The organism is Rhodanobacter sp. Col0626, from assembly GCF_049994385.1.
Taxonomy (GTDB): Bacteria; Pseudomonadota; Gammaproteobacteria; order Xanthomonadales; family Rhodanobacteraceae; genus Rhodanobacter.
The window spans coordinates 2965699-2984472 of sequence record NZ_CP188260.1 but is presented as its reverse complement, the minus strand read 5'-3'; the positions used below and the strand labels follow the sequence as shown (position 1 = coordinate 2984472).

20 protein-coding genes are annotated in these 18774 nt (G+C 63.1%); 11 read left to right on the top strand and 9 right to left on the bottom strand.

What is annotated here, in order from left to right:
* The first annotated feature begins 77 nt into the window (after window positions 1–77).
* Entirely contained in the window at window positions 78–1262 is a 1185-nt protein-coding gene (pncB, locus tag ACPPVV_RS12935; RefSeq protein ID WP_426700298.1) for a nicotinate phosphoribosyltransferase, read from the top strand.
* 43 nt (window positions 1263–1305) lie between these two features.
* Here the strand turns inward: pncB and ACPPVV_RS12930 are convergent, their stop codons facing one another.
* The 3 genes from ACPPVV_RS12930 to ACPPVV_RS12920 all read right to left on the bottom strand — a co-directional run bounded on the left by ACPPVV_RS12930 (window position 1306) and on the right by ACPPVV_RS12920 (window position 4009).
* A complete protein-coding gene (locus ACPPVV_RS12930) occupies window positions 1306–2094 on the bottom strand; it encodes a MetQ/NlpA family ABC transporter substrate-binding protein (RefSeq protein WP_426700297.1) in 789 nt (262 codons plus the stop codon).
* A 230-nt stretch (window positions 2095–2324) separates the two neighbouring features.
* A complete protein-coding gene (locus ACPPVV_RS12925) occupies window positions 2325–3002 on the bottom strand; it encodes a methionine ABC transporter permease (RefSeq protein WP_426700296.1) in 678 nt (225 codons plus the stop codon).
* Window positions 2999–4009 carry a methionine ABC transporter ATP-binding protein gene (locus ACPPVV_RS12920; RefSeq protein WP_426700295.1) on the bottom strand — a complete coding sequence of 337 codons (1011 nt, stop codon included), beginning with the start codon at window positions 4007–4009 and terminating at the stop codon, window positions 2999–3001. Before ACPPVV_RS12920 ends, ACPPVV_RS12925 begins: the two co-directional genes overlap by 4 nt.
* A 102-nt stretch (window positions 4010–4111) precedes the next feature.
* Between ACPPVV_RS12920 and ACPPVV_RS12915 the strand changes: the two genes are divergently transcribed.
* Window positions 4112–4597, top strand: a complete 486-nt coding sequence (locus tag ACPPVV_RS12915) for a glutathione peroxidase (RefSeq protein WP_426700294.1) — start codon at window positions 4112–4114, stop codon at window positions 4595–4597.
* A 42-nt stretch (window positions 4598–4639) separates the two neighbouring features.
* On the opposite strand, the gene dacB is transcribed toward ACPPVV_RS12915, so the two are convergent.
* Window positions 4640–6094 carry a D-alanyl-D-alanine carboxypeptidase/D-alanyl-D-alanine endopeptidase gene (gene dacB / locus ACPPVV_RS12910; protein ID WP_426700293.1) on the bottom strand — a complete coding sequence of 485 codons (1455 nt, stop codon included), beginning with the start codon at window positions 6092–6094 and terminating at the stop codon, window positions 4640–4642.
* Between the two features lie 199 nt (window positions 6095–6293).
* Between dacB and ACPPVV_RS12905 the strand changes: the two genes are divergently transcribed.
* Entirely contained in the window at window positions 6294–6776 is a 483-nt protein-coding gene (locus tag ACPPVV_RS12905) for an FKBP-type peptidyl-prolyl cis-trans isomerase (protein ID WP_426700292.1), read from the top strand.
* A gap of 86 nt (window positions 6777–6862) precedes the next feature.
* Here ACPPVV_RS12905 and ACPPVV_RS12900 read toward each other — a convergent pair whose 3' ends face one another.
* Window positions 6863–7948 (bottom strand): phospholipase A, encoded by a 1086-nt coding sequence (locus tag ACPPVV_RS12900; RefSeq protein WP_426700291.1) that lies wholly within the window; start codon window positions 7946–7948, stop codon window positions 6863–6865.
* 125 nt (window positions 7949–8073) lie between these two features.
* Window positions 8074–8583, bottom strand: coding sequence for a hypothetical protein (locus tag ACPPVV_RS12895; protein WP_426700290.1), 510 nt, complete (start codon window positions 8581–8583; stop codon window positions 8074–8076).
* A gap of 190 nt (window positions 8584–8773) precedes the next feature.
* On the opposite strand from ACPPVV_RS12895, the gene ACPPVV_RS12890 reads away from it, so the two are divergent.
* Window positions 8774–10021 (top strand): winged helix-turn-helix domain-containing protein, encoded by a 1248-nt coding sequence (locus ACPPVV_RS12890; protein ID WP_426700289.1) that lies wholly within the window; start codon window positions 8774–8776, stop codon window positions 10019–10021.
* A gap of 44 nt (window positions 10022–10065) precedes the next feature.
* Here ACPPVV_RS12890 and ACPPVV_RS12885 read toward each other — a convergent pair whose 3' ends face one another.
* Window positions 10066–10527 carry a hypothetical protein gene (locus tag ACPPVV_RS12885; RefSeq protein WP_426700288.1) on the bottom strand — a complete coding sequence of 154 codons (462 nt, stop codon included), beginning with the start codon at window positions 10525–10527 and terminating at the stop codon, window positions 10066–10068.
* A gap of 574 nt (window positions 10528–11101) precedes the next feature.
* Between ACPPVV_RS12885 and ACPPVV_RS12880 the strand changes: the two genes are divergently transcribed.
* The 5 genes from ACPPVV_RS12880 (at window position 11102) to ACPPVV_RS12860 (ending at window position 14807) form a co-directional block, all read left to right on the top strand.
* Window positions 11102–11311 carry a cold-shock protein gene (locus tag ACPPVV_RS12880; RefSeq protein WP_426700287.1) on the top strand — a complete coding sequence of 70 codons (210 nt, stop codon included), beginning with the start codon at window positions 11102–11104 and terminating at the stop codon, window positions 11309–11311.
* Between the two features lie 85 nt (window positions 11312–11396).
* Window positions 11397–12329, top strand: a complete 933-nt coding sequence (locus ACPPVV_RS12875) for an alpha/beta fold hydrolase (protein ID WP_426700286.1) — start codon at window positions 11397–11399, stop codon at window positions 12327–12329.
* 54 nt (window positions 12330–12383) lie between these two features.
* Window positions 12384–13445 carry an NADH:flavin oxidoreductase/NADH oxidase gene (locus ACPPVV_RS12870; protein ID WP_426700285.1) on the top strand — a complete coding sequence of 354 codons (1062 nt, stop codon included), beginning with the start codon at window positions 12384–12386 and terminating at the stop codon, window positions 13443–13445.
* Window positions 13446–13456: 11 nt separating this feature from the next.
* Window positions 13457–14332, top strand: a complete 876-nt coding sequence (locus ACPPVV_RS12865) for a pirin family protein (protein WP_426700284.1) — start codon at window positions 13457–13459, stop codon at window positions 14330–14332.
* Window positions 14333–14504: 172 nt separating this feature from the next.
* Window positions 14505–14807 (top strand): Mpo1-like protein, encoded by a 303-nt coding sequence (locus ACPPVV_RS12860; RefSeq protein ID WP_426700283.1) that lies wholly within the window; start codon window positions 14505–14507, stop codon window positions 14805–14807.
* 96 nt (window positions 14808–14903) lie between these two features.
* On the opposite strand, the gene ACPPVV_RS12855 is transcribed toward ACPPVV_RS12860, so the two are convergent.
* Window positions 14904–15293 carry a cytochrome c gene (locus tag ACPPVV_RS12855; RefSeq protein WP_426700282.1) on the bottom strand — a complete coding sequence of 130 codons (390 nt, stop codon included), beginning with the start codon at window positions 15291–15293 and terminating at the stop codon, window positions 14904–14906.
* A gap of 91 nt (window positions 15294–15384) precedes the next feature.
* On the opposite strand from ACPPVV_RS12855, the gene ACPPVV_RS12850 reads away from it, so the two are divergent.
* Both ACPPVV_RS12850 and ACPPVV_RS12845 read left to right on the top strand, forming a co-directional pair.
* The gene (locus tag ACPPVV_RS12850) at window positions 15385–16224 is read left to right on the top strand and encodes a tRNA threonylcarbamoyladenosine dehydratase (RefSeq protein WP_426700281.1); all 840 of its coding nucleotides are present in this window, start codon (window positions 15385–15387) and stop codon (window positions 16222–16224) included.
* 325 nt (window positions 16225–16549) lie between these two features.
* Window positions 16550–17881 (top strand): carotenoid oxygenase family protein, encoded by a 1332-nt coding sequence (locus ACPPVV_RS12845; RefSeq protein WP_426700280.1) that lies wholly within the window; start codon window positions 16550–16552, stop codon window positions 17879–17881.
* 45 nt (window positions 17882–17926) lie between these two features.
* Here ACPPVV_RS12845 and phbB read toward each other — a convergent pair whose 3' ends face one another.
* The gene (phbB, locus tag ACPPVV_RS12840; protein WP_426703232.1) at window positions 17927–18667 is read right to left on the bottom strand and encodes an acetoacetyl-CoA reductase; all 741 of its coding nucleotides are present in this window, start codon (window positions 18665–18667) and stop codon (window positions 17927–17929) included.
* Between the last annotated feature and the right edge of the window lie 107 nt (window positions 18668–18774).

Genomic DNA, 18774 nt, shown 5'->3' with positions numbered 1-18774 from the left:
CAAGCGTACTTCGGGATGGATAATGGACGGCGTGTTCTCCTTTTCCACTCCTGGCCTTCCTCCATCCTGGGCGACTGATGATCATCGATTCGCTGCTCGACACCGATCTGTACAAGTTCTCGATGATGCAGGTGGTGCTGCACCAGTATCCGGCCGCACAGGTCGAATACCGCTTCAAATGCCGTAACCCGGGCATCGACCTGGTGCCGTACATCGATGAAATACGCGCCGAACTGGCGTCGTTGTGCCAGCTGCGCTTCACAGCGGACGAACTTGACTACCTGCGTACCTGGCGTTTCATCAAGAGCGACTTTGTCGATTTCCTGGCGTTGTTCCAGCTCAACGAGAAATACGTGGACATTGCCCCGGCCGAATCGGGCGGCGGCGAGATAGACATCCGTATTCGCGGACCCTGGTTGCATACGATCCTGTTCGAGGTGCCGCTGCTGGCGATCGTCAACGAGGTGTACTTCCGTCGAACCAGTGCCGGGCTCGATCTCGCCGAAGGGCGCCGACGATTGCAGGCGAAGATTGCGCTGCTGCGCGACACACCCGATTACACCAGTTGCAGGGTCGCCGACTACGGCACGCGCCGGCGCTACTCGCGGGCATGGCAGGAGGAGGTGGTGACTACGTTGCGCGATGGACTGGGCGCACAACTGGCTGGCACCAGCAACGTGTGGCTGGCGCGAAAACTCAATCTGGTTCCGCTGGGTACACTGGCGCACGAATACCTGCAGGCACATCAGGCGCTGGGGCCGCGCCTGCGCGATTCACAGGTGGCGGCGCTGGAAGCATGGGCGAAGGAGTATCGCGGCGATCTTGGCATCGCGTTGTCGGATGTCTACGGCCTCAACGCCTTCCTGCGTGATTTCGACATGTATTTCTGCAAGCTGTTCGACGGTACCCGGCACGATTCGGGCGACCCGTTCGTGTGGGGTGAAAAGGTGCTCGCGCATTACTGCGCGAACCGGGTCGATCCGCTCAATAAGGTGTTGGTGTTCAGCGATGGCCTCGACATCCCCAAGGTGATGCAGCTCTATGCGCATTTTCGTGGTCGCTGCCAGCTTGCATTCGGTGTCGGCACCAATCTCACCAACGATGTGGGGCCGACACCGCTGAACATCGTGATCAAGATGATTCGCTGCAACGGCCAGCCGGTGGCCAAGCTCAGTGATTCCCCCGGCAAGAACATGTGCGAGGACGAGGCGTACGTGGCATACCTGCGGCAAGTGTTCGAAATTCCCGCGACGCAGGGATGAGTTCGTTGGCTCTTGTCCCGCACGGCGCCGGAGGGATCCGGCCTCAGAAAGCAGGCAGCACGGCGCCGCGATACTTCTGCTTGATGAACGCCTTGATTTCCGGGCTGTTCAATACCTTCGCCAGCTTCTGCACGCGCGGATCGCTCTGGTTGTCGGGACGACCGACCAGGTAGTTCACGTACGGCGAATCCTTGCTCTCGATCAGCAGCGCGTCTTTCGTCGGATTCAACCCGGCCGCTAGCGCGTAGTTGGTATTGATCAGGGCGAGATCCACCTCGTCCAGCGTACGCGGCAACATGGCTGCTTCCAGCTCCTGGAACTTCAGGTGCTTCGGATTCGCGGTGATGTCCTTCAGCGTCGACATCTCGTTGCCGGGATCCTTCAGCGTGATCAGGCCATGCTTGGCCAGCAACAGCAGTGCGCGGCTGTAGTTGCTGGGGTCATTTGGGAGCGTGACGCGGGCGCCGTCGGGCAACTGGTCGATGTTCTTGTACCTGTGCGAATAGGCGCCAAACGGCTCGATGTGAACGCCGGTGATGATGGTCAGATGGGTCCCGCGCTCGCGATTGAACGCATCCAGGTAAGGCTTGGTCTGGAAGTAGTTCAAGTCGATGTTCTTTTCGACCAACTGGGTGTTTGGCTGAACGTAGTCGGCGAATACCTTGATCTGCAGGTCCACCCCTTCCTTGGCCAACAATGACTTGGCCTGCTTGAGGATTTCGGCATGCGGAATCGCGGTGGCGGCCACGCGGAGCGTCTGGCCGTCATCCTTCGGGGCGGAACAGCCTGTCATCACGATCAGGGCGGCGAGGACGGCAAACAGGAATTTCATGGCAAATATTCACTTGTGCGGTGCACAATAATAAGACGTCTATACCGCCAAACACAAATCATCGGATCTGCGTTGCCTGTAACGGGTCACGCCTTTGGCGCGGAGCAGCCGGCCAACAGGTACAGGGCCAGGACGGCAGCAAGGGCGGCGAGCAGCAATCTCATGGCGGTGATTCTCATGTGCGGCCAATGAAAGTAGGCCGTACATGCCGCCAACCGCAAATAACCAAATCAGCGTTGCTTATAACGCGTCACGATGTGGTCGCCGATCATCTGCAGCAGCTGCACCAGCACGATCAGCAGCGCCACGGTGACCAGCATGTAATCCGACTTGTAGCTGAGATAACCGTAACGATAGGCCAGGTCGCCGAGGCCGCCGGAGCCGATCGCGCCACCCATCGCGGTATAACCGACGAGGGCAATCGCGGTGACCGTGATGCCGGCGAACAGGCCGCCGCGCGCCTCCGGCAGCAGGACATGGCGCACGATCTGCCACAGGCTGGCGCCCATCGCCTGGCTGGCCTCGATCACGCCTTGCTGTACCTCGCGCAGTGCGGTTTCCACCAGTCGTGCGAAGAACGGCGCTGCGCCGATCACCAGCGGCGGGATCGCGCCGCGAATGCCCAGCTTGGTGCCGACCAGCGCATACGTCACTGGCATCAACACGATCATCAGGATGATGAATGGCACTGAGCGCAGGACATTCACCAGCAGCGACGTGACGGCGTAGAGCTTCGGCATCGGCCGCAACTGGCCCTTGCCGGTGAGGTAAAGCAGCACGCCGAGCGGCAGGCCGATCAGCACCGTGAGCGCCAGCGAACCACCCAGCATCAGCAAAGTGTCGATGCATGCGCGGCCGATTTCGGCCCAGTCGTCGATATTCGGGAACAGCCTCTGCAGCGGATTCATCGGTGCAGCTCCTCGATCTCGATACCGGCCTGGCGCAGTGCTGCCAGCGCGGCGTCCACTTGCTCACCCTGCATGGCCAGGGTCAGCTGGCCGTAGGGCAGATCCTTGATGCGGTCGATGCGGCCAGCGAGGATGTTGAAGTCGATCCCGGTTTCGCGGGCAACCCGTCCCAGTGCCGGCGTCAGCGTGGCCTCGCCGCGAAAACTCAGACGCAGAATGCGCCCGGGTACCTGGACGAATGGCGCCAGTTCGCTGGCGGCTTCCTCCGGCAACGCCTCGTTGACGAAACGCCTGGTCGTCGGGTGTTGCGGATGCAGGAAAACGTCCGCTACCGCGCCGCTTTCCACGATGATGCCGGCATCGAGCACGGCCACCCGATCGCAGACGCGGCGCACCACGTCCATCTCGTGGGTGATCAGCACGATGGTGAGTTTCAGCTCGCGATTGATCTCGGCCAGCAACTCCAGCACCGAGGCGGTGGTCTGCGGATCGAGCGCGCTGGTCGCCTCGTCACACAGCAGGATGGACGGTCGGTTGGCCAGCGCGCGGGCGATGCCGACGCGCTGCTTCTGGCCACCGGAAAGTTGCGACGGGTACTTGTTGGCGTGTGTGCTCAAACCGACCCGTGCCAGCAGTTCGTCGACGCGGGCCCGCATCACGCCGGCATCACGTTCGCCGGCCAGCCGCATCGGAAAAGCCACGTTGTCCGCCACCGTCTGCGAAGCTAGCAAATTGAAGTGTTGGAAGATCATGCCGATCCGGCGGCGCTGCGCGCGCAATGCCGGTTCGGCCAATGCGGTCATCTCGGTGTCGCCGACGTGGATGCGTCCGCCGCTGGGGCGTTCGAGCAGGTTGATCAGCCGTATAAGGGTCGACTTTCCGGCACCGGACAGGCCGATGATGCCAAATATCTCGCCATCGGCGATGTCGAGGCTGAACGGCTGCAGCGCAGGGATGTCCTTGCCGTCGACGCGGTAGGATTTGTGAACATCGACGAAGCGGATCACGGCGTGGTCCTGACCTGCAGGGTGGATGCGACATTCTATGCCACGGGCGAGACCAGGGATGGCGTATGCTGCTGGATTGATTCATCAAGACGGAGTCCGTCCATGTCCAGCGTCTACGATTTCACCGTTCGCGATATCGATGGCAACCCGCAGCCGCTCGCCGAATGGCGTGGCAAGACCCTGTTGATCGTCAATGTCGCATCCAAGTGCGGTTTCACTCCGCAATATCAGGGACTCGAAACGCTGTGGCAGGATCAGCGTGACAAGGGCCTGGTGGTGCTGGGTTTTCCGTGTGACCAGTTCGGTCACCAGGAGCCGGGCGACGAGGCTGAGATCAGGAGCTTCTGCAGTACCCAGTACGACGTGACCTTCCCGATGTTCGCCAAGATCGAGGTCAACGGCGAGCATGCCGATCCGCTCTACAAGTGGCTGAAGAGCGAAGGCAAGGGCATCCTCGGCAGCGAGTCGATCAAGTGGAATTTCACCAAGTTCCTGGTCGACGCAGACGGCCAGGTGGTGAAACGCTACGCCTCCACCGATACGCCGGAGAAGATCGGCAAGGACACGCTGACCCGGTTGAACGGCTGAGGTTCTCGAACAGGAAAATCGACTCCGTCGCTGCGGGAGTTTTCAGTCGCGGCCGCGGTAGTTCGCCAGCAACACCGCGATCGCATCCACGTCGCTGCCGGCGCTGGGTGCATGGTCCGGTCGCTGGTAGTTGTTCAACATGATCGCGAACGCCAGTCGTTCACCGGTTGCCGTGGTGACATAGCCGGCCAGGCAATGCACGTAAGCCATGCTGCCGGTTTTCGCATGCACATTGTCCTCCGCGGCGGTGCGACGCATGTGACCGATCAGGGTGCCGTCGACACCGGCGATCGGTAGCGCCTGCCGCACCATCTCCGCATAGGGCTGCGCCGCCAGATAAGTGAGCACGCGTGCCATCGCATTGGGCGTGACCAGATCGCGGCGCGAGAGGCCGGTGCCTTCGCCGATCAGGCTGCTTGAGGGTGCAATGCCGATCCGCACCAGCAATGCATCCATCGCATCGATGGCGCGGCTCTCGGTGCTTTTGAAGCCGATGGTGGTGACCGGCACATGCGCGCCGGCGAGCAACAGCAGGTTCTGCAGATACAGATTCTGCGAGCGCTTCAGTCCGGATTGCAGGATGTCGCGCAACGCTGGCGACAGCACCTCGCCGAGTACGTTGTTGTCGGTCGGCATGATCGCATCATCCTGCGGCCAATGCGCTGCACGCAACTTGCCGGTGAGCTGGATCCCGTGGCGTCGCAATGCCTGCCGCAGTTGCGCGCCGGCCTGCAGCGCCGGGTCCACCATCGCCAGCTTGAAGTGTTGCGCCGGGGTACCGAGGGCAATGCTGCCGAACGCGTGCAGCGTGCGCTCGCCAGGTGCGCGATACAGATTGATGTCATTCGGCGTACGTGCCTGCGTGGTGCGGATCTGGCCCGCGAGGACAAAGCCGGCGTCGGCCGGTTCAAAGGTGAGCCGGGCCGCTCGCCCCGATGCCGCGCCCGGGACCAGCGTGGCCTCGATCACGTTCTCCTGCACGCTCAGCGCGGAGGAGGGCACGGCAAACCAGCTCTGCAGATCGCCAGCTTCCCAGCCGCTGCCGAACGACGGGCCGGCGAAGTAGCTGTCATCGGCGATCAGGTCGCCGTGCACGAATCGCAAGCCGCGCGCTGCCGCCTGACTGGCCAGTTGATCGGCCCAATCCGCGCTGACGGCAGTGCCCAGTGTCGGGTCGCCCATGCCGTACAGGATCAGCGGGCCATTCAGGCGGCCATTCGCGAGGCGACCATCGGCCAGTAGCCGTGTCGGGATCCGGTAGTCCGCACCCAGGACGGACAAGCTCAGCGCGGCGGTGAACAGTTTTGCCGTGGAGGCCGGTTGCAGCAACTGGTCGGCATGGTGCGCGTACAGCGTATGCCCGCTGTCGAGCGAGACCACGGCGACGCCCCAACTGGCCGCGGCGAAGCGCGGTTGACCAAGCACTGCATCGATTTGAGCGACCAGTCCGGCGCGGGCCGTGGCACCGGGCATTGCCGGCAGGGCCACAGCCGCCATCGCGGACGAAGCCGACAGCCAGGCAGCGATCAACAGACAGGGGAGAAAACAGTTTAGGCGTCGGTGCGGCAGCGGAATCATGAAGGCAAGTATCGCCAATCCCGATCGACCGTGCAGGGGTGTTTAACGAGGTTCTGGTAACCTTGCACGTTCATGTCGGCAACTGGCCGGCGGACTTGAACCTATTCGCGAGACATTTATGCAGATTGCCCAGAACTCCGTTGCCGCCTTCCATTACACGCTCACCGACGACCAGGGCCAGGTCATCGACAGTTCCGAAGGCCGCGAGCCACTGACCTACATCCATGGCAGCGGCAACATCGTGCCGGGTCTGGAAAAACAGATGGAAGGCCGCGCCGTCGGCGATACGTTCAACGCCGACGTCGCGCCCGAAGAAGGCTACGGCGTGCACCATGCCGAACTGATGCAGGAAGTACCGCGCGAAGCCTTCCAGGGCGTCGAGGACATCCAGCCCGGCATGCAGTTCCAGGGTCGTGGCCCGCAGGGCGAGATCAATGTCACGGTGACCAAGGTCGAGGACGACAAGGTCTTCATCGACGGCAACCATCCGCTCGCCGGCAAGACCCTGCACTTTGCGATCGAAGTAACCGACGTACGCGCCGCCTCCGAGGAGGAACTGGCGCACGGCCATGTACATGGCGCCGGTGGTCATCAACACTGACCGTCTTCGCGGCCTCGCCGCGGAACGGTAGAACAACGAAGGCCCGGTGAAACCACCGGGCCTTCGTTTTGTCGTGGTTTGTTTGTTCAATACCAGTCGAGCAGCGACACGCCCACGCCCAGGTAGGTGGCGTTGTGGTTGTAGTCGATCAGACTTTCGCCGTAGCCCTTGAACACTTCCATGTAGCCGCGCAGGTTGCCGGCCACCGGAAAACTCCAGCTGAAGCGTGCCGCGCCATGGCTGTGGCTGCCGCCGCGCATGGAATGGCGCAGCAACATGCCGAATTCCTGGCCGCGCCATTCGCGCACGACCTGCACCTCGCCCCGGCCCATGTAGTCGCTGATATCGGGGTTGTCGTCGGTGCGTTTCGATTCGGGAATGCGCCACCACGGACGCACCATCACGGTCCAGCCATCGCGTTCGAAACCGACATTGGCGATCACCCGGTTCCAGCTGCGCGACTGCGGATCGCCACGGCCGTTGGACTGATGGTTCACACCGATCCCCAGCAGACGGCCGTCCCAGCCGAACACGTGGTAATTGGTGTTGAACACCAGCATCGCCTCAGGCTCGTAGTTGGTTTCGCGGAAGGGACGCGACAGCTTCGAGTTGTAGACCTGCCAGCGCGACGACTGGGTATAACCCACCCAAAGGTCACCGGCATCGCCGAACACGCCCTGCCACACCTTGGCCTTCAGGCTGAGCTGGAATTTCGCCTCGACGTTGTCCAGTTGCTCGCTCTGGTCCACCGTGTTGTTGGAGTTGGGGCTGTGTGGCTGGTTGTTCTGGCGGTTGGTGGCAAACACCGGCATCACGTAGACCGGCTGGTAGCCACGGATGTTGAAGGTGCCGAGCTTGCTTTCCGGAGACAGCTCCCAACGGCTGTCGAGCAGCGACAGCGGTTTGGACACCTCGTTGTTGGCCTGCACCTCGGCGCTCGAAGCATCCTTGCGATCATGGCCGAAGATGTTCGGCGTGGTGGTGTCCTGGTCCATGCGTTTTTGCGCGACAGGCAGGTTGACCCGTCCGGTGGCATGGTCGTAGCAAGCCAGCCGTTGTGCATCGCTTTCGACCGCGGTGCAGGCGCGAATGTCGGTCGGGTCCGGATTCTGTGCATGGGCCACAGGACCGGCGAACAATGCGACGGCTACGGCAGCAGTCAATCGCTTCATGAAGAGTGTTCCTGGCAAGGCGGCGCCCCAGTTTAGCGGACGAACTTCAAGCTACCGTGACTGACGTACGAAAACGCCGGCCGCAAAGGCGGCCGGCGTGAGTTTCACAGGATCGCTGTCCCTGATTATTTTTGCGAGACCCAATGGTCGTATTCGCTCTTGCTGACGCGGCCATTGCGGTTGTGGTCGGCGTAGATGAAATCGTTGGCCAGCAACGGATAAGCCGCGGCTTGCTCCTCGCTGATGGATTTCCCGCCGCCCGACAACTGCTCGAAGCTTGGCGCCGGACCTGCCGGAGGCGGCGGAGGCATACTCGAATGCGCGCTGACTTCACCCGCCGGCGTGTTCATCGTGGCCGCCCCGGTTTGCGCGGCCGGTGCGGCATCGGCCGGCGGTGGAGGCGGCGGCATCGACGAATCAGCCGGCGGAGGCGGCGGTTCGGCAGGCATCGCAGTCTGCGGCATGGCCGCTGGGGCAGGTGGTGTTGCTGGAGTTTCCGGAGATGTCGGCGGCATCGGCGCCGAGCTTGCCGGTGGCGGCGGTGGCGGGGGCGGCACGTCCTGAGCCATCAGGCTGCCGGCGAACAGCAGCGTGCCAGCGGCCAGGGCGGTCAACAGTGGCTTGCGAGATTTCATCGTCGATACTCCATGCCAGAATGTTCGTGAAGTCGTGCGGGTATCCGCACCCAGTGGGGTGGGGTTTCCGTTGCCGGTTGCCCAACTCGGCAAACACGCTAGCAGGGACTTTGTATATGCGGGCTCAACATCCTGATCATGAAACCGTGAAAATGTCGTGTCGTTGGGCCGGGCTTCAGGTGTTCGCCGCGTGTTGAGCATGGCCCAAGCGCGCCTGCTGCAACTGGAGGCTCAGGGCCTGTTGCAGCCACTCCGCAGGCGCGCTCGACGCAGCGACGTGGTGGCGGCGATCGAGCGCATGCGGCTGCTGCAGATCGACACCATCCACGTCGTGGCGCGCAGCCCGTACCTGGTGCTGTACGGACGCCTCGGCAATTACCCCGCGACCTGGCTGGACGATGCGCTGGCGCAGGGCCGGCTGGCCGAGTGCTGGGCCCACGAGGCGTGTTTCGTCAGCGCGGCTGATGTGGCTTTCCATCGCGGCGGGCACGACCGGCGCATGCACCACTGGGCGCATCGCAACGCCGCGCGGATGCATCGCGAACAGCGCAAGGACATGGACGCCCTGCTGGCCGGCATCCGCGTCTCCGGACCGGTCCGGGCGGCCGACTTTGTACGCAAGGAGGGCGCGGCCAAGCCGGGCTGGTGGGCATGGAAACCGGAAAAGCGCTGGCTTGAGGCCTGGTTCGCGCTGGGCGAGCTGATGGTGGCCCGGCGCGAGAATTTCCAGCGCGTGTACGACCTGGCCGACAACGTGCTGGCCGGGCTCGACCCGCCGTTCGATGCCTCTGCGGCCGAGCTGCCGGTGGCCGAGCTGAGGCGTCGATTCATCATCGACAGCGTGCGGGCCCTGGGGGTGACGCCGGCCGGCTGGATTGCCGATTATTTTCGCCTGCGCCCGAAAGTCACCGACCGCGAACTGGCGCCGCTGTTGGCTGGCGGCGAACTGCTCTGCGTACCGGTGCAGGGCTGGTCGACGCCCGGGTACGTGCACCGCGATCACGCTGAAGCCCTGGAACGGGCCCGGGCTGGTCGCTTGCGCGCCACGCATACGACGCTGCTGTCGCCGTTCGATCCGCTGGTATGGGATCGCGCCCGGGCGCTGGCCATGTTCGACTTCGAATACAGCATCGAGTGCTATACGCCGGCGGCGAAACGGCGCTACGGCTATTTCGTGCTGCCGATCCTGCATCGCGGCCGGCTGGTCGGCCGGCTCGATGCGAAGGCCCACCGTGGCGATGGTGTGTTCGAGATAAAGGCGCTGTTTCTGGAGACGGGTATCGAGCCCGACGCACGCCTGGTCTCGGCGCTGGCCCGGGCGATTCTCGACGCCGCGCGCTGGCATGGCACGCCGGACGTCCGGCTGGTGCGCACCCGGCCCGTGTCATTGGCCAAACCGTTGCGGGCCGCCCTGAAACAGTCGGAAGCCCACGAATGAATCCATCCCGTGCGTCGTGCACCGGATGGATTGCTGCGGAAGTCTCAAGGCGTGGTGCTGGCCGACGCGGGAGCTTCCGCGCACGATTTGCCATGCAGGGCCTGGCGCAACTGGGTGGCCAGTGAATTGCAGCGCGCCGCCAACTGCGGACGGATGTCCGGATTCTGCGAATCGCGCAACAGACTCGTGCGCATCGCGTCATAGCGGGATTGCAGCTGGTCCGGCGCGTAGATCGCCGCCGCCCGATGGCAGGCGAGATAGCTGGACAGATAATCGTCACAGGCGGGAATGCCGGTATTGTCCGGCAGGTTGGCATCGCTGGCGGCGGTGCTACTCGCGGTTTTCTGGCTGCTGCCGGCCGTGGCGTGTTCCCGATGCATCGTGCCGGCGCTGGTGCTTGTGGTCGCCGTAGTCGTGGTTGTCCGGGTGGCCGGGTGTTGGGAACAACCAGCAAGCAGCAGACCTGCGACTGCGGTGGCCAGGGTCAGACGGGACAGGGTAGGCATTATCGGCTCTCCTCAACGTGGCGATTTGGCGATCGTCCCGACGCATCGACGCGGTGCGCAGGCAGTGGATCGGGTGATGTGAACCCACTACACAGGGTAAGAGGTCAAGAAAATCTGAATTTGACACCGAATCGACAAAAGAAGGGAATCGGCCCTGCGTGATTCTGCAGCGATCGCGCTTCAATGTCGCCCTTCTGCGCATTTTCGGGCCATTATCGGGACTGGTCTGCATAATCGGCCCCCAAGACCCGCACCTACCTTTCACGGCAGCGCGGGCGTGGTCCGCAGTTGGATTGGCTTGCCATCCTGCCGATTACTCGGTTTGCACCGGAAAAAACAGGGTGACCGGGAGCGGTTTTTCCTCGTCCAGATAATGGCCATGACAGCCTACTTGACAAATCACTTGCGTCCATGAAATCCGTTATGCTTGGGTCACTGTGTCTGCTTGGCCACGCGTGTGCGGGGTAGGGGTTTCCTGAATCCGACCGTTGCACCCCGACCTTTGCATGCTCAGTAAACCGTCGGCCCGTTGGGGCCGGTTTGTCTCAGCGTCTGGATAGGATCGGAGTGAGTCATGTCGGATCGTGAAGTAGGAACAGTCAAGTGGTTCAACGACGCCAAGGGTTTCGGTTTCATCAGCCGTGAAGCCGGCCCTGACGTGTTTGTGCATTTCCGCGCCATTACCGGCTCGGGTTTCAAAAGCCTGCAGGAAGGGCAGAAAGTGAGCTTCAAGGTCGTCGACGGCCAGAAAGGCTTGCAGGCCGAGGACGTCACCCCGGTCTGATCACGGGTGGAATCTGTTTGAGGGGCCGGCGAAAGCCGGCCTTTCTCTTTTTGTACTGACCGCGGCAATTCGCTAGCCTGTCGGCATGTCCGATCCCCACGTTGAAAATGCATCCGATCCTTTAATCGCCGCCACCGTCGAACCGATGGTTATCCCATTGTCGACCGGTGACGATTCGCGCTTCGAATTGTTGTGTGTGCAACCCACGACAAGCTGGCGCCAGCTGTTGTATTGGGTGCCGGCGATGGGCATGCCGGCGCGGCATTATCTGCCACTGGCCCAGGCACTGGCCGGGCAGGGAGTGGCGGTGGTCGTGCATGAGTGGCGCGGCATTGGTTCCAGCAATCGGCGTGCGGGCTATCGTGGCAACTGGGGTTATCGCGAGCTGCTGCAGGATGATTTGCCGACCGGCATGGCCGCGGTGCGTGAGCGTTGGCCGCAGGCAATCCGTTATATCGGTGGGCACAGCCTGGGCGGTCAGCTGACCGCCTTGTATGCCAGCGCGCACCCGACCGAGTTTGCCGGCCTGGTGCTGGTGGCCAGTGGCGCGCCGTATTGGCGACGTTTCCGACATGGTTGGGTGATCGGCGCGGCCTACGTGCTGGCGCCGCTGCTGGCCCGCCTGGTGGGGCATCTGCCCGGCCGGCGGATCGGCTTTGGCGGCAACGAAGCGCGCGGGGTGATCGACGATTGGGCGCGCAGTGGACGCACCGGACGTTACGCGGCGGACGGTGTGGCGCAGGATTTCGAGCAGCAACTGGCTGCCCTGCATCTACCGTCGCTGGCACTGCGCCTGCGTGACGACTGGCTCGGCCCCGCTGCGTCGCTGGACTGGCTGCTGGACAAGCTTGGGGCAGGGGAATGCACGATCGAGGTGATCACGCCACAGGACATGGACGGCGTGCCAGCCGACCATTTCGGCTGGATGAGGGCACCGGCGCCCATGGCCACCCGCATCGCGCGCTGGCTGGCCGCACAGGGCGCGCCGTCGGTTCCACGCGGAGACGGCCTGGCTTGATTTAAGCGCGCCCCATCAGCATCTCTGTGGCCTTGACCCCTCGCCGGACGCCCCATGAAATTGTTTGAACCGTTTGCCCAGCGCAGCGTGACCTTGCGCAACCGCCTGGTGGTGTCGCCCATGTGCGAATACTCGGCCACCGATGGTCTGCCGAACGACTGGCACATGGTGCATCTGGGCAGTCGCGCCGTGGGCGGTGCCGGGGCGGTCATCACCGAGGCCACGGCCGTGTCGGCGCAAGGGCGGATCTCGCCGCAGGACACCGGCTTGTGGAATCAGGCCCAGGTCGAGGCGTGGCAGCCTATCACCCGTTTCATCAAGGCGCACGGCGCCGTCGCCGGCGTGCAGCTGGCGCACGCCGGCCGCAAGGCGAGCACGTTGCGGCCGTGGGAAGGGCAAGGTCCGGTGTCGGCTGGACAGGGCGACTGGCTGACCGTGGCGCCATCGGCGCTGCCGTTCGACACGGGCTGGAATATCCCACAGGCGCTGGACGATGCCGGTATCCAGGCGGTGATCGCCGATTTCCGTGCCGCCGCGCAACGCGCGCTGACCGCCGGTTTCGAGCTGATCGAACTGCATGCGGCACATGGCTACCTGCTGCATCAGTTCCTGTCGCCGCTGAGCAACCAGCGCGAAGATCGTTACGGCGGCACGCTCGAGAGTCGCAGCCGCATCGTGCGCGAGGTGGTCGTTGCGGTGCGCGAGGTGTGGCCGGCCGAATTGCCGTTATGGCTGCGCATTTCGGCTACCGACTGGGCCGCCCAAGGTGGCTGGGACGTGACGCAAAGCATCGAGCTGGCACGGCAGATGAAGCCGCTGGGCGTGGATTTGATCGATGTCTCCAGCGGCGGTCTGCTGCCGCACGTGAAGATTCCTGTGGGCCCGGGATATCAGGTGCCATTTGCCGCGCAGATCCGCGCCCAAGCCGACATCGCCACCGGCGCGGTCGGCCTGATCACCGGTGCCGAACAGGCTGCCCAGGTCGTCGCGAACGGCGAAGCGGATGTGGTGCTGCTCGCCCGCGAAAGCCTGCGCGACCCGTATTTTCCACGTCGGGCAGCGCAACGCCTGGGTGCGAAGATCGAGGCGCCGGTGCAGTATCAGCGAGCCTGGTGAGGAGAAGCCTGATGGAAACCAACCCGACGCTGATTGCCGACGCCCGCGTACATGACCTCGGCGACGGATTCATGGTGCGTCGCATGTTGCCGGTGCTGGAAACGCGCCATGTCGGTCCGTTCGTGTTTTTCGACCACGTCGGGCCGGCCACGTTTGCCGCCGGCAAGGGCATGGACGTGCGACCGCATCCGCATATCGGCCTGGCCACGGTGACGTGGCTGTTCGATGGTGCCATCCGTCATCGCGACAGCCTGGGCAGCCTGGCCGACATCCGCCCCGGCGAAGTGAACTGGATGACCTCCGGCCACGGCATCGTGCATTCCGAACGTACGCCGCCGGAGGAACGCGAGGCGGGCCACAAGCTTCACGGCATCCAGGTCTGGGTGGCGCTGCCGCAGACAGACGCCGAAGTCGATCCGGCGTTCCATCATCATGACCGCGATGCGCTGCCACGGATCCGACAGCCCGGTGTCGACGCGGTGCTGATTGCCGGCGAGGCTTACGGCGAACGCTCGCCGGTAAAGGTGTTCGCGCCGATGTTCTTTCTGGAAGTGCAGCTCGCCGCGGGTGCGGAAATGGCCTTGCCGCAGGAACACGCCGAACGCGGCGTGCATGTGGTCGAAGGTGCGGTCAACTGGGGCGGGCTGGACATCGGCGCCACCCAGATGGCGGTGCAGGCGGGTGCAACGGCGCCGACGCTGCGTGCGCACGAAACCAGCCGACTGATGTTGTTCGGCGGTGCGCCGCTGGATGGCGAGCGCCATCTGTGGTGGAACTTCGTCGCCAGCACCCGCGAGCGCATCGAGCAGGCCAAGGCCGATTGGCGCGAAGGACGTTATCCGAAAGTGCCGGGCGATGAGGACGAGTTCATTCCGTTGCCGGACTAGAGGCACCACGCCCCGCGTTGTGGGAGCGACTTCAGTCGCGACGTTCCAGGGCTCGGAGCTTGCAGGCGTCGGTGGGAGATATCGCGGCTGAAGCAGCTGCCACAGGAAAAACCCGGAGTCGCGGATCGGGCGGAGCGTGGCAGAATCAATCGTCCACGCGCGGAGCGTCGCCATGTCCAGCTACACCAGCTTTGCCGAGTTCTACCCGTTCTATCTCAGCGAGCACCGCAACCGCAGTTGCCGCCGGCTGCATTTCATCGGTAGCAGTCTGGTGCTTGCGGTGATCGTCCTGGCGGTGCTGAGCGGCCGATGGCGCTGGCTCTGGCTGGTGCCGGTGATCGGCTATGGCTTCGCCTGGATCGGACACTTCGCGTTCGAGAAGAATCGCCCGGCCACCTTCCAGCACCCGTTCTACAGCCTGGCTGGCGACTGGGTGATGTTCGGGCAGATGCTGCGCGGAAAGATTCGCTTCTGAACGCGCTTTCCGGTGCATCGGACGGGCTGGAAGATGGAGCATCCACGTGTTTCTTCCTCCCTTGCCGCGGCAGGCCGCGGTGGGATGCTTTTCGCCTCAGCGATACTGCTGATGGCAGCTCTTGCAGGTGTCGCCGACCGGCTTGATCGCCGCGGCCAGTGCTTCGCAGGTGGTGGGCGCGGCCTGCGCGGCTTGCTGCAGGCGGGTTTGCAGCTGGCTGGCGTCGTCGGTGAAGGCCTTTTCGTCGATGCCGAACACCGGCGCGATGTCGCTGGCGGTGGACTCCATGCGGGCCAGGTGGTGCTGGACCTTGGCGGCATCGCACTGCTTCGCCTTCAGCGCCTTGGTCAGTTCGCCCATGTGATAGCCCATCGTATGCATCACGGCCTTGGGCATCGGGTTGCGTTCGCTCAGCGTATTCATGACGTTGACCGTACCGATCACGCCAATCACCAGGCCCAACAGGATCATCAGAGCAACACGCATCGGTTCGGTTCCAAGGCTGGCAAAGAGTGTTGCAAGGATAACCCGCACCGGCGCGTCGCAGCCACGCAGGCGCGATAAAATGGTGGTTCAAATGAAATCGGCCAGGCCAGTGACACACGCAGACAACGACACCCACACCGCCCATGACGGCAGCAACGAGTTTCCCGCCGAACGTTTCGCCGGCGTTGAACGCCTGTACGGCGCCGGCAGTGTCGCCGCGCTGGCGCGTGCGCACGTCTGCGTGATCGGCATCGGCGGTGTCGGCTCGTGGGCTGCCGAGGCGCTGGCACGAAGTGGTGTCGGCCGGCTCACCCTGATCGATGCCGACGAGGTTTGCGTGTCCAATACCAATCGCCAGCTGCATGCGCTGGATGGCGAATACGGCAAGCCGAAGGTCGGCGTGATCGCGGCGCGCGCGCATGCGATCAATCCCACGATCCGGCTGGAGGCGATCGAGCGCTTCCTCACCCCGTCCACGCTGGATGAATTGCTCGATCGTGGCTACGACGTGGTGCTGGATGCCTGCGATGCGTTCCGCGTAAAGCTCGAGACGATCGCCTGGTGCCGTCGCCGAAAACTGCCGATCGTCAGCGTGGGGTCGGCCGGCGGGCGCACCGATTCCACCCAGATCCGCGTGCGCGACCTGTCGCGCACCGAGCACGACGCGATGTTCAGCCTGATCCGGAAAAAGCTCCGCACGGACTTCAATTTTCCGCGCAACGTCAGCCGTTACTTCGGCGTTTCAGCCGTCTATTCGTTGCAGAACGTGCAATACCCGCAAGCGGATGGCACCGTGTGCGGTACCCGTCCGCCCGGTGGCGATGCAATGAACCTGGCATGTGGCGGCGGCCTCGGTGCGGCCACGCATGTCACCGGTGCATTTGCGTTTGCCGCGGTAGGCAAGGTGTTGGAGAAGTTGCTGGACAAGTAGTGAGGGACGGAGCTCGACATAGGCGAGTGCCGAAAAATGCCGATCAAATGCCCACTTGAAACAGCATCCCGCACAGCGAGACGCATGTCGGACCAAATAATACCCGGATGTTATTGACAACTGGAATTTACCCGGGTATAAATTGCCTCCGACGCATCACTTGCCGTGTCAATTCGACGAGGACACATACCTGATCTTCGCGGGTGAGCGCCATGCGAACGCGTCGAATGCCGCATGACCGATGACACGCCTGACCACGCCATCGAGCTGATTTTCGGGGGATGACACTCGCGTCTCTTCAGAACCGCGATCCAGGAAAGTATCCATGACCGTCTTAGATTTGAATGCGGGCGCACTCGCGCCCATTGCTGATGAAGTCGATCTCGTCGATCTGCCCGTGACCGGGGTTATTCCGCAGGATTTGAACGGGGTACTGGTGCGCAATGGCCCCAATCCGTTGCTTGGGCGCTTCGAAGGGAACGACGTGCTGTCGTGGTGGCCCGAAGCGGCGATGTTGCACTCCATTTCATTTCAGAACGGTCGCGTCACCCATTACCGCAACCGCTGGGTTCGCACGCAACGATGGGCGCATGTGCATGATCCGGCCAATGCGTCAGCCCTGATCGACACCAATCCCAATGTCAGCGTGCTCCGTCACGCCGGCGAAATATTGGCACTTGCCGAAGGCGGCACCCCGCTGGCCATCACAGCCGAACTCGACACCCTTGGCCCGACCCGCCTTCACCCGGGCCTGGCGCAAGGCATGACCGCTCATCCCAAGGTCGATCCGCGCACAGGCGAATTGATGGCCTTTCGTGCGCACTGGGAAAAGCCATGGATGCGGTATGCAGTGACGGATGCGCAAGGTACGCAAAGTGTCGATATGGAAATCGAACTGCCGTCTCCTTCGATGATGCACGACATGGCGGTGACGGCGACCCGCACGATCCTGCTCGATCTCAACGTTGCCTACGATTTCTCGATGCTTTCCCGTGGCTATCGCATGCCCTTGCGCTGGCACGACGATCGGCAATCGAGACTTGGCATCATGCCGCGCCACGGCGGCGCGATGCGCTGGTTCGACATCACGCCGTGCTTTATCCAGCATGTGGTGAACGCATACGACGCAGAAGCATCCATCGTCGTTCTGGACGTCGTTCGATATCCCGAATACCTGCGCATTGCGCCAGGTGACATGGGCTTCCAGGAGAATCCGCTCGGAGTGCTGTGGCGATACATCGTCGATCTCGACCGCGGTACGGTCGTTGAAAAACAGCTCGACGATATCGGCATCGAGCTGCCACGCATCAACGAAAACAGAACAGGCCGATCCTATCGGTTTCTCTACGCAGTGGAACAACCCACCAATGCGGAGATTCGAGGTGTCGTTCGCTACGACCTCGAACGTGGCTCGGCGCAGCGATACCGGGTTCCGGAAAGGGATCAGAACAGTGAGCCGGTGTTCGTGCCTCGTCCCGGTGGCTCGGACGAAAATGATGGCTGGCTGCTCGTCTGTGTCTATCGTCGGCTAACCGACACGAATGACCTGGTCATTCTTGACGCCAGGAATTTGGAAAGTGATCCGATCGCAACGGTCCAGCTGCCCCGGCGAATTCCCGCGGGGTTTCATGGAGCATGGCTGCCCAAGGAATGCTGACCATGCGGCCATCTCGGCGATTCACCGAAATGGCCGCGACGAACCTCACCAACCCATGTAGTGCCCACCGTTGATCGCCAGGTTCGCCCCGGTAATCCAGCTGGCCTGTTCGCCGGCGAAAAACGCCACCGCGTGCGCGATCTCGTCCGGCCGCCCAAGGCGCCCCACCGGAATCTGCGCCACGATCTTCTCGCGCACTTCTTCCGGCACGGCCATCACCATGTCAGTGCCGACGTAGCCGGGCGAGACGGTGTTGACGGTGATGCCGAACTTCGCGTTCTCCTGCGCCAGCGAAATGGTGAAGCCGTGCATGCCGGCCTTGGCGGCCGCGTAGTTGGCCTGGCCGTACTGGCCTTTCTGGCCGTTGATCGAGCTGATCTGCACGATGCGGCCCCACTTGCGCGCACGCATGCCCTCGATCACCGGACGGGTGACGTTGAAGCAGGCGTTGAGGTTGGTGTTCACCACGTCCATCCACTGCTGGTAGCTCATCTTGTGGAAGGTGGTGTCGCGGGTGATGCCGGCGTTGTTGACCAGGATGTCGACCGGGCCGCATTTCTCTTCGAGCGCGCGGATCATCGCCTCGCATGCGGTCGGCTCGCTCACGTCCCCCTTCACCATGCAAACGTCGATGCCCTCGGCTGCCATCGCCTTGCGCCAGGTTTCCGCCTTGTCCGGATCGCGATAGTTGGTAACGACCCGATGCCCCTGGCCGGCCAGGTAGCGAATGATCGCGCTGCCGATGCCGCCCGTGCCACCTGTGACCAATGCCGTGCGTTGCGTCATTTCCATGAATCTCCTGTGGAGGTTGAGCGGAGAACTGTCCGGTCGCGCCGGATCATGGCAGGGCTGTATTGCAGCCGATGCCATCGAGTGTCGGTGCGTGTCCGTAT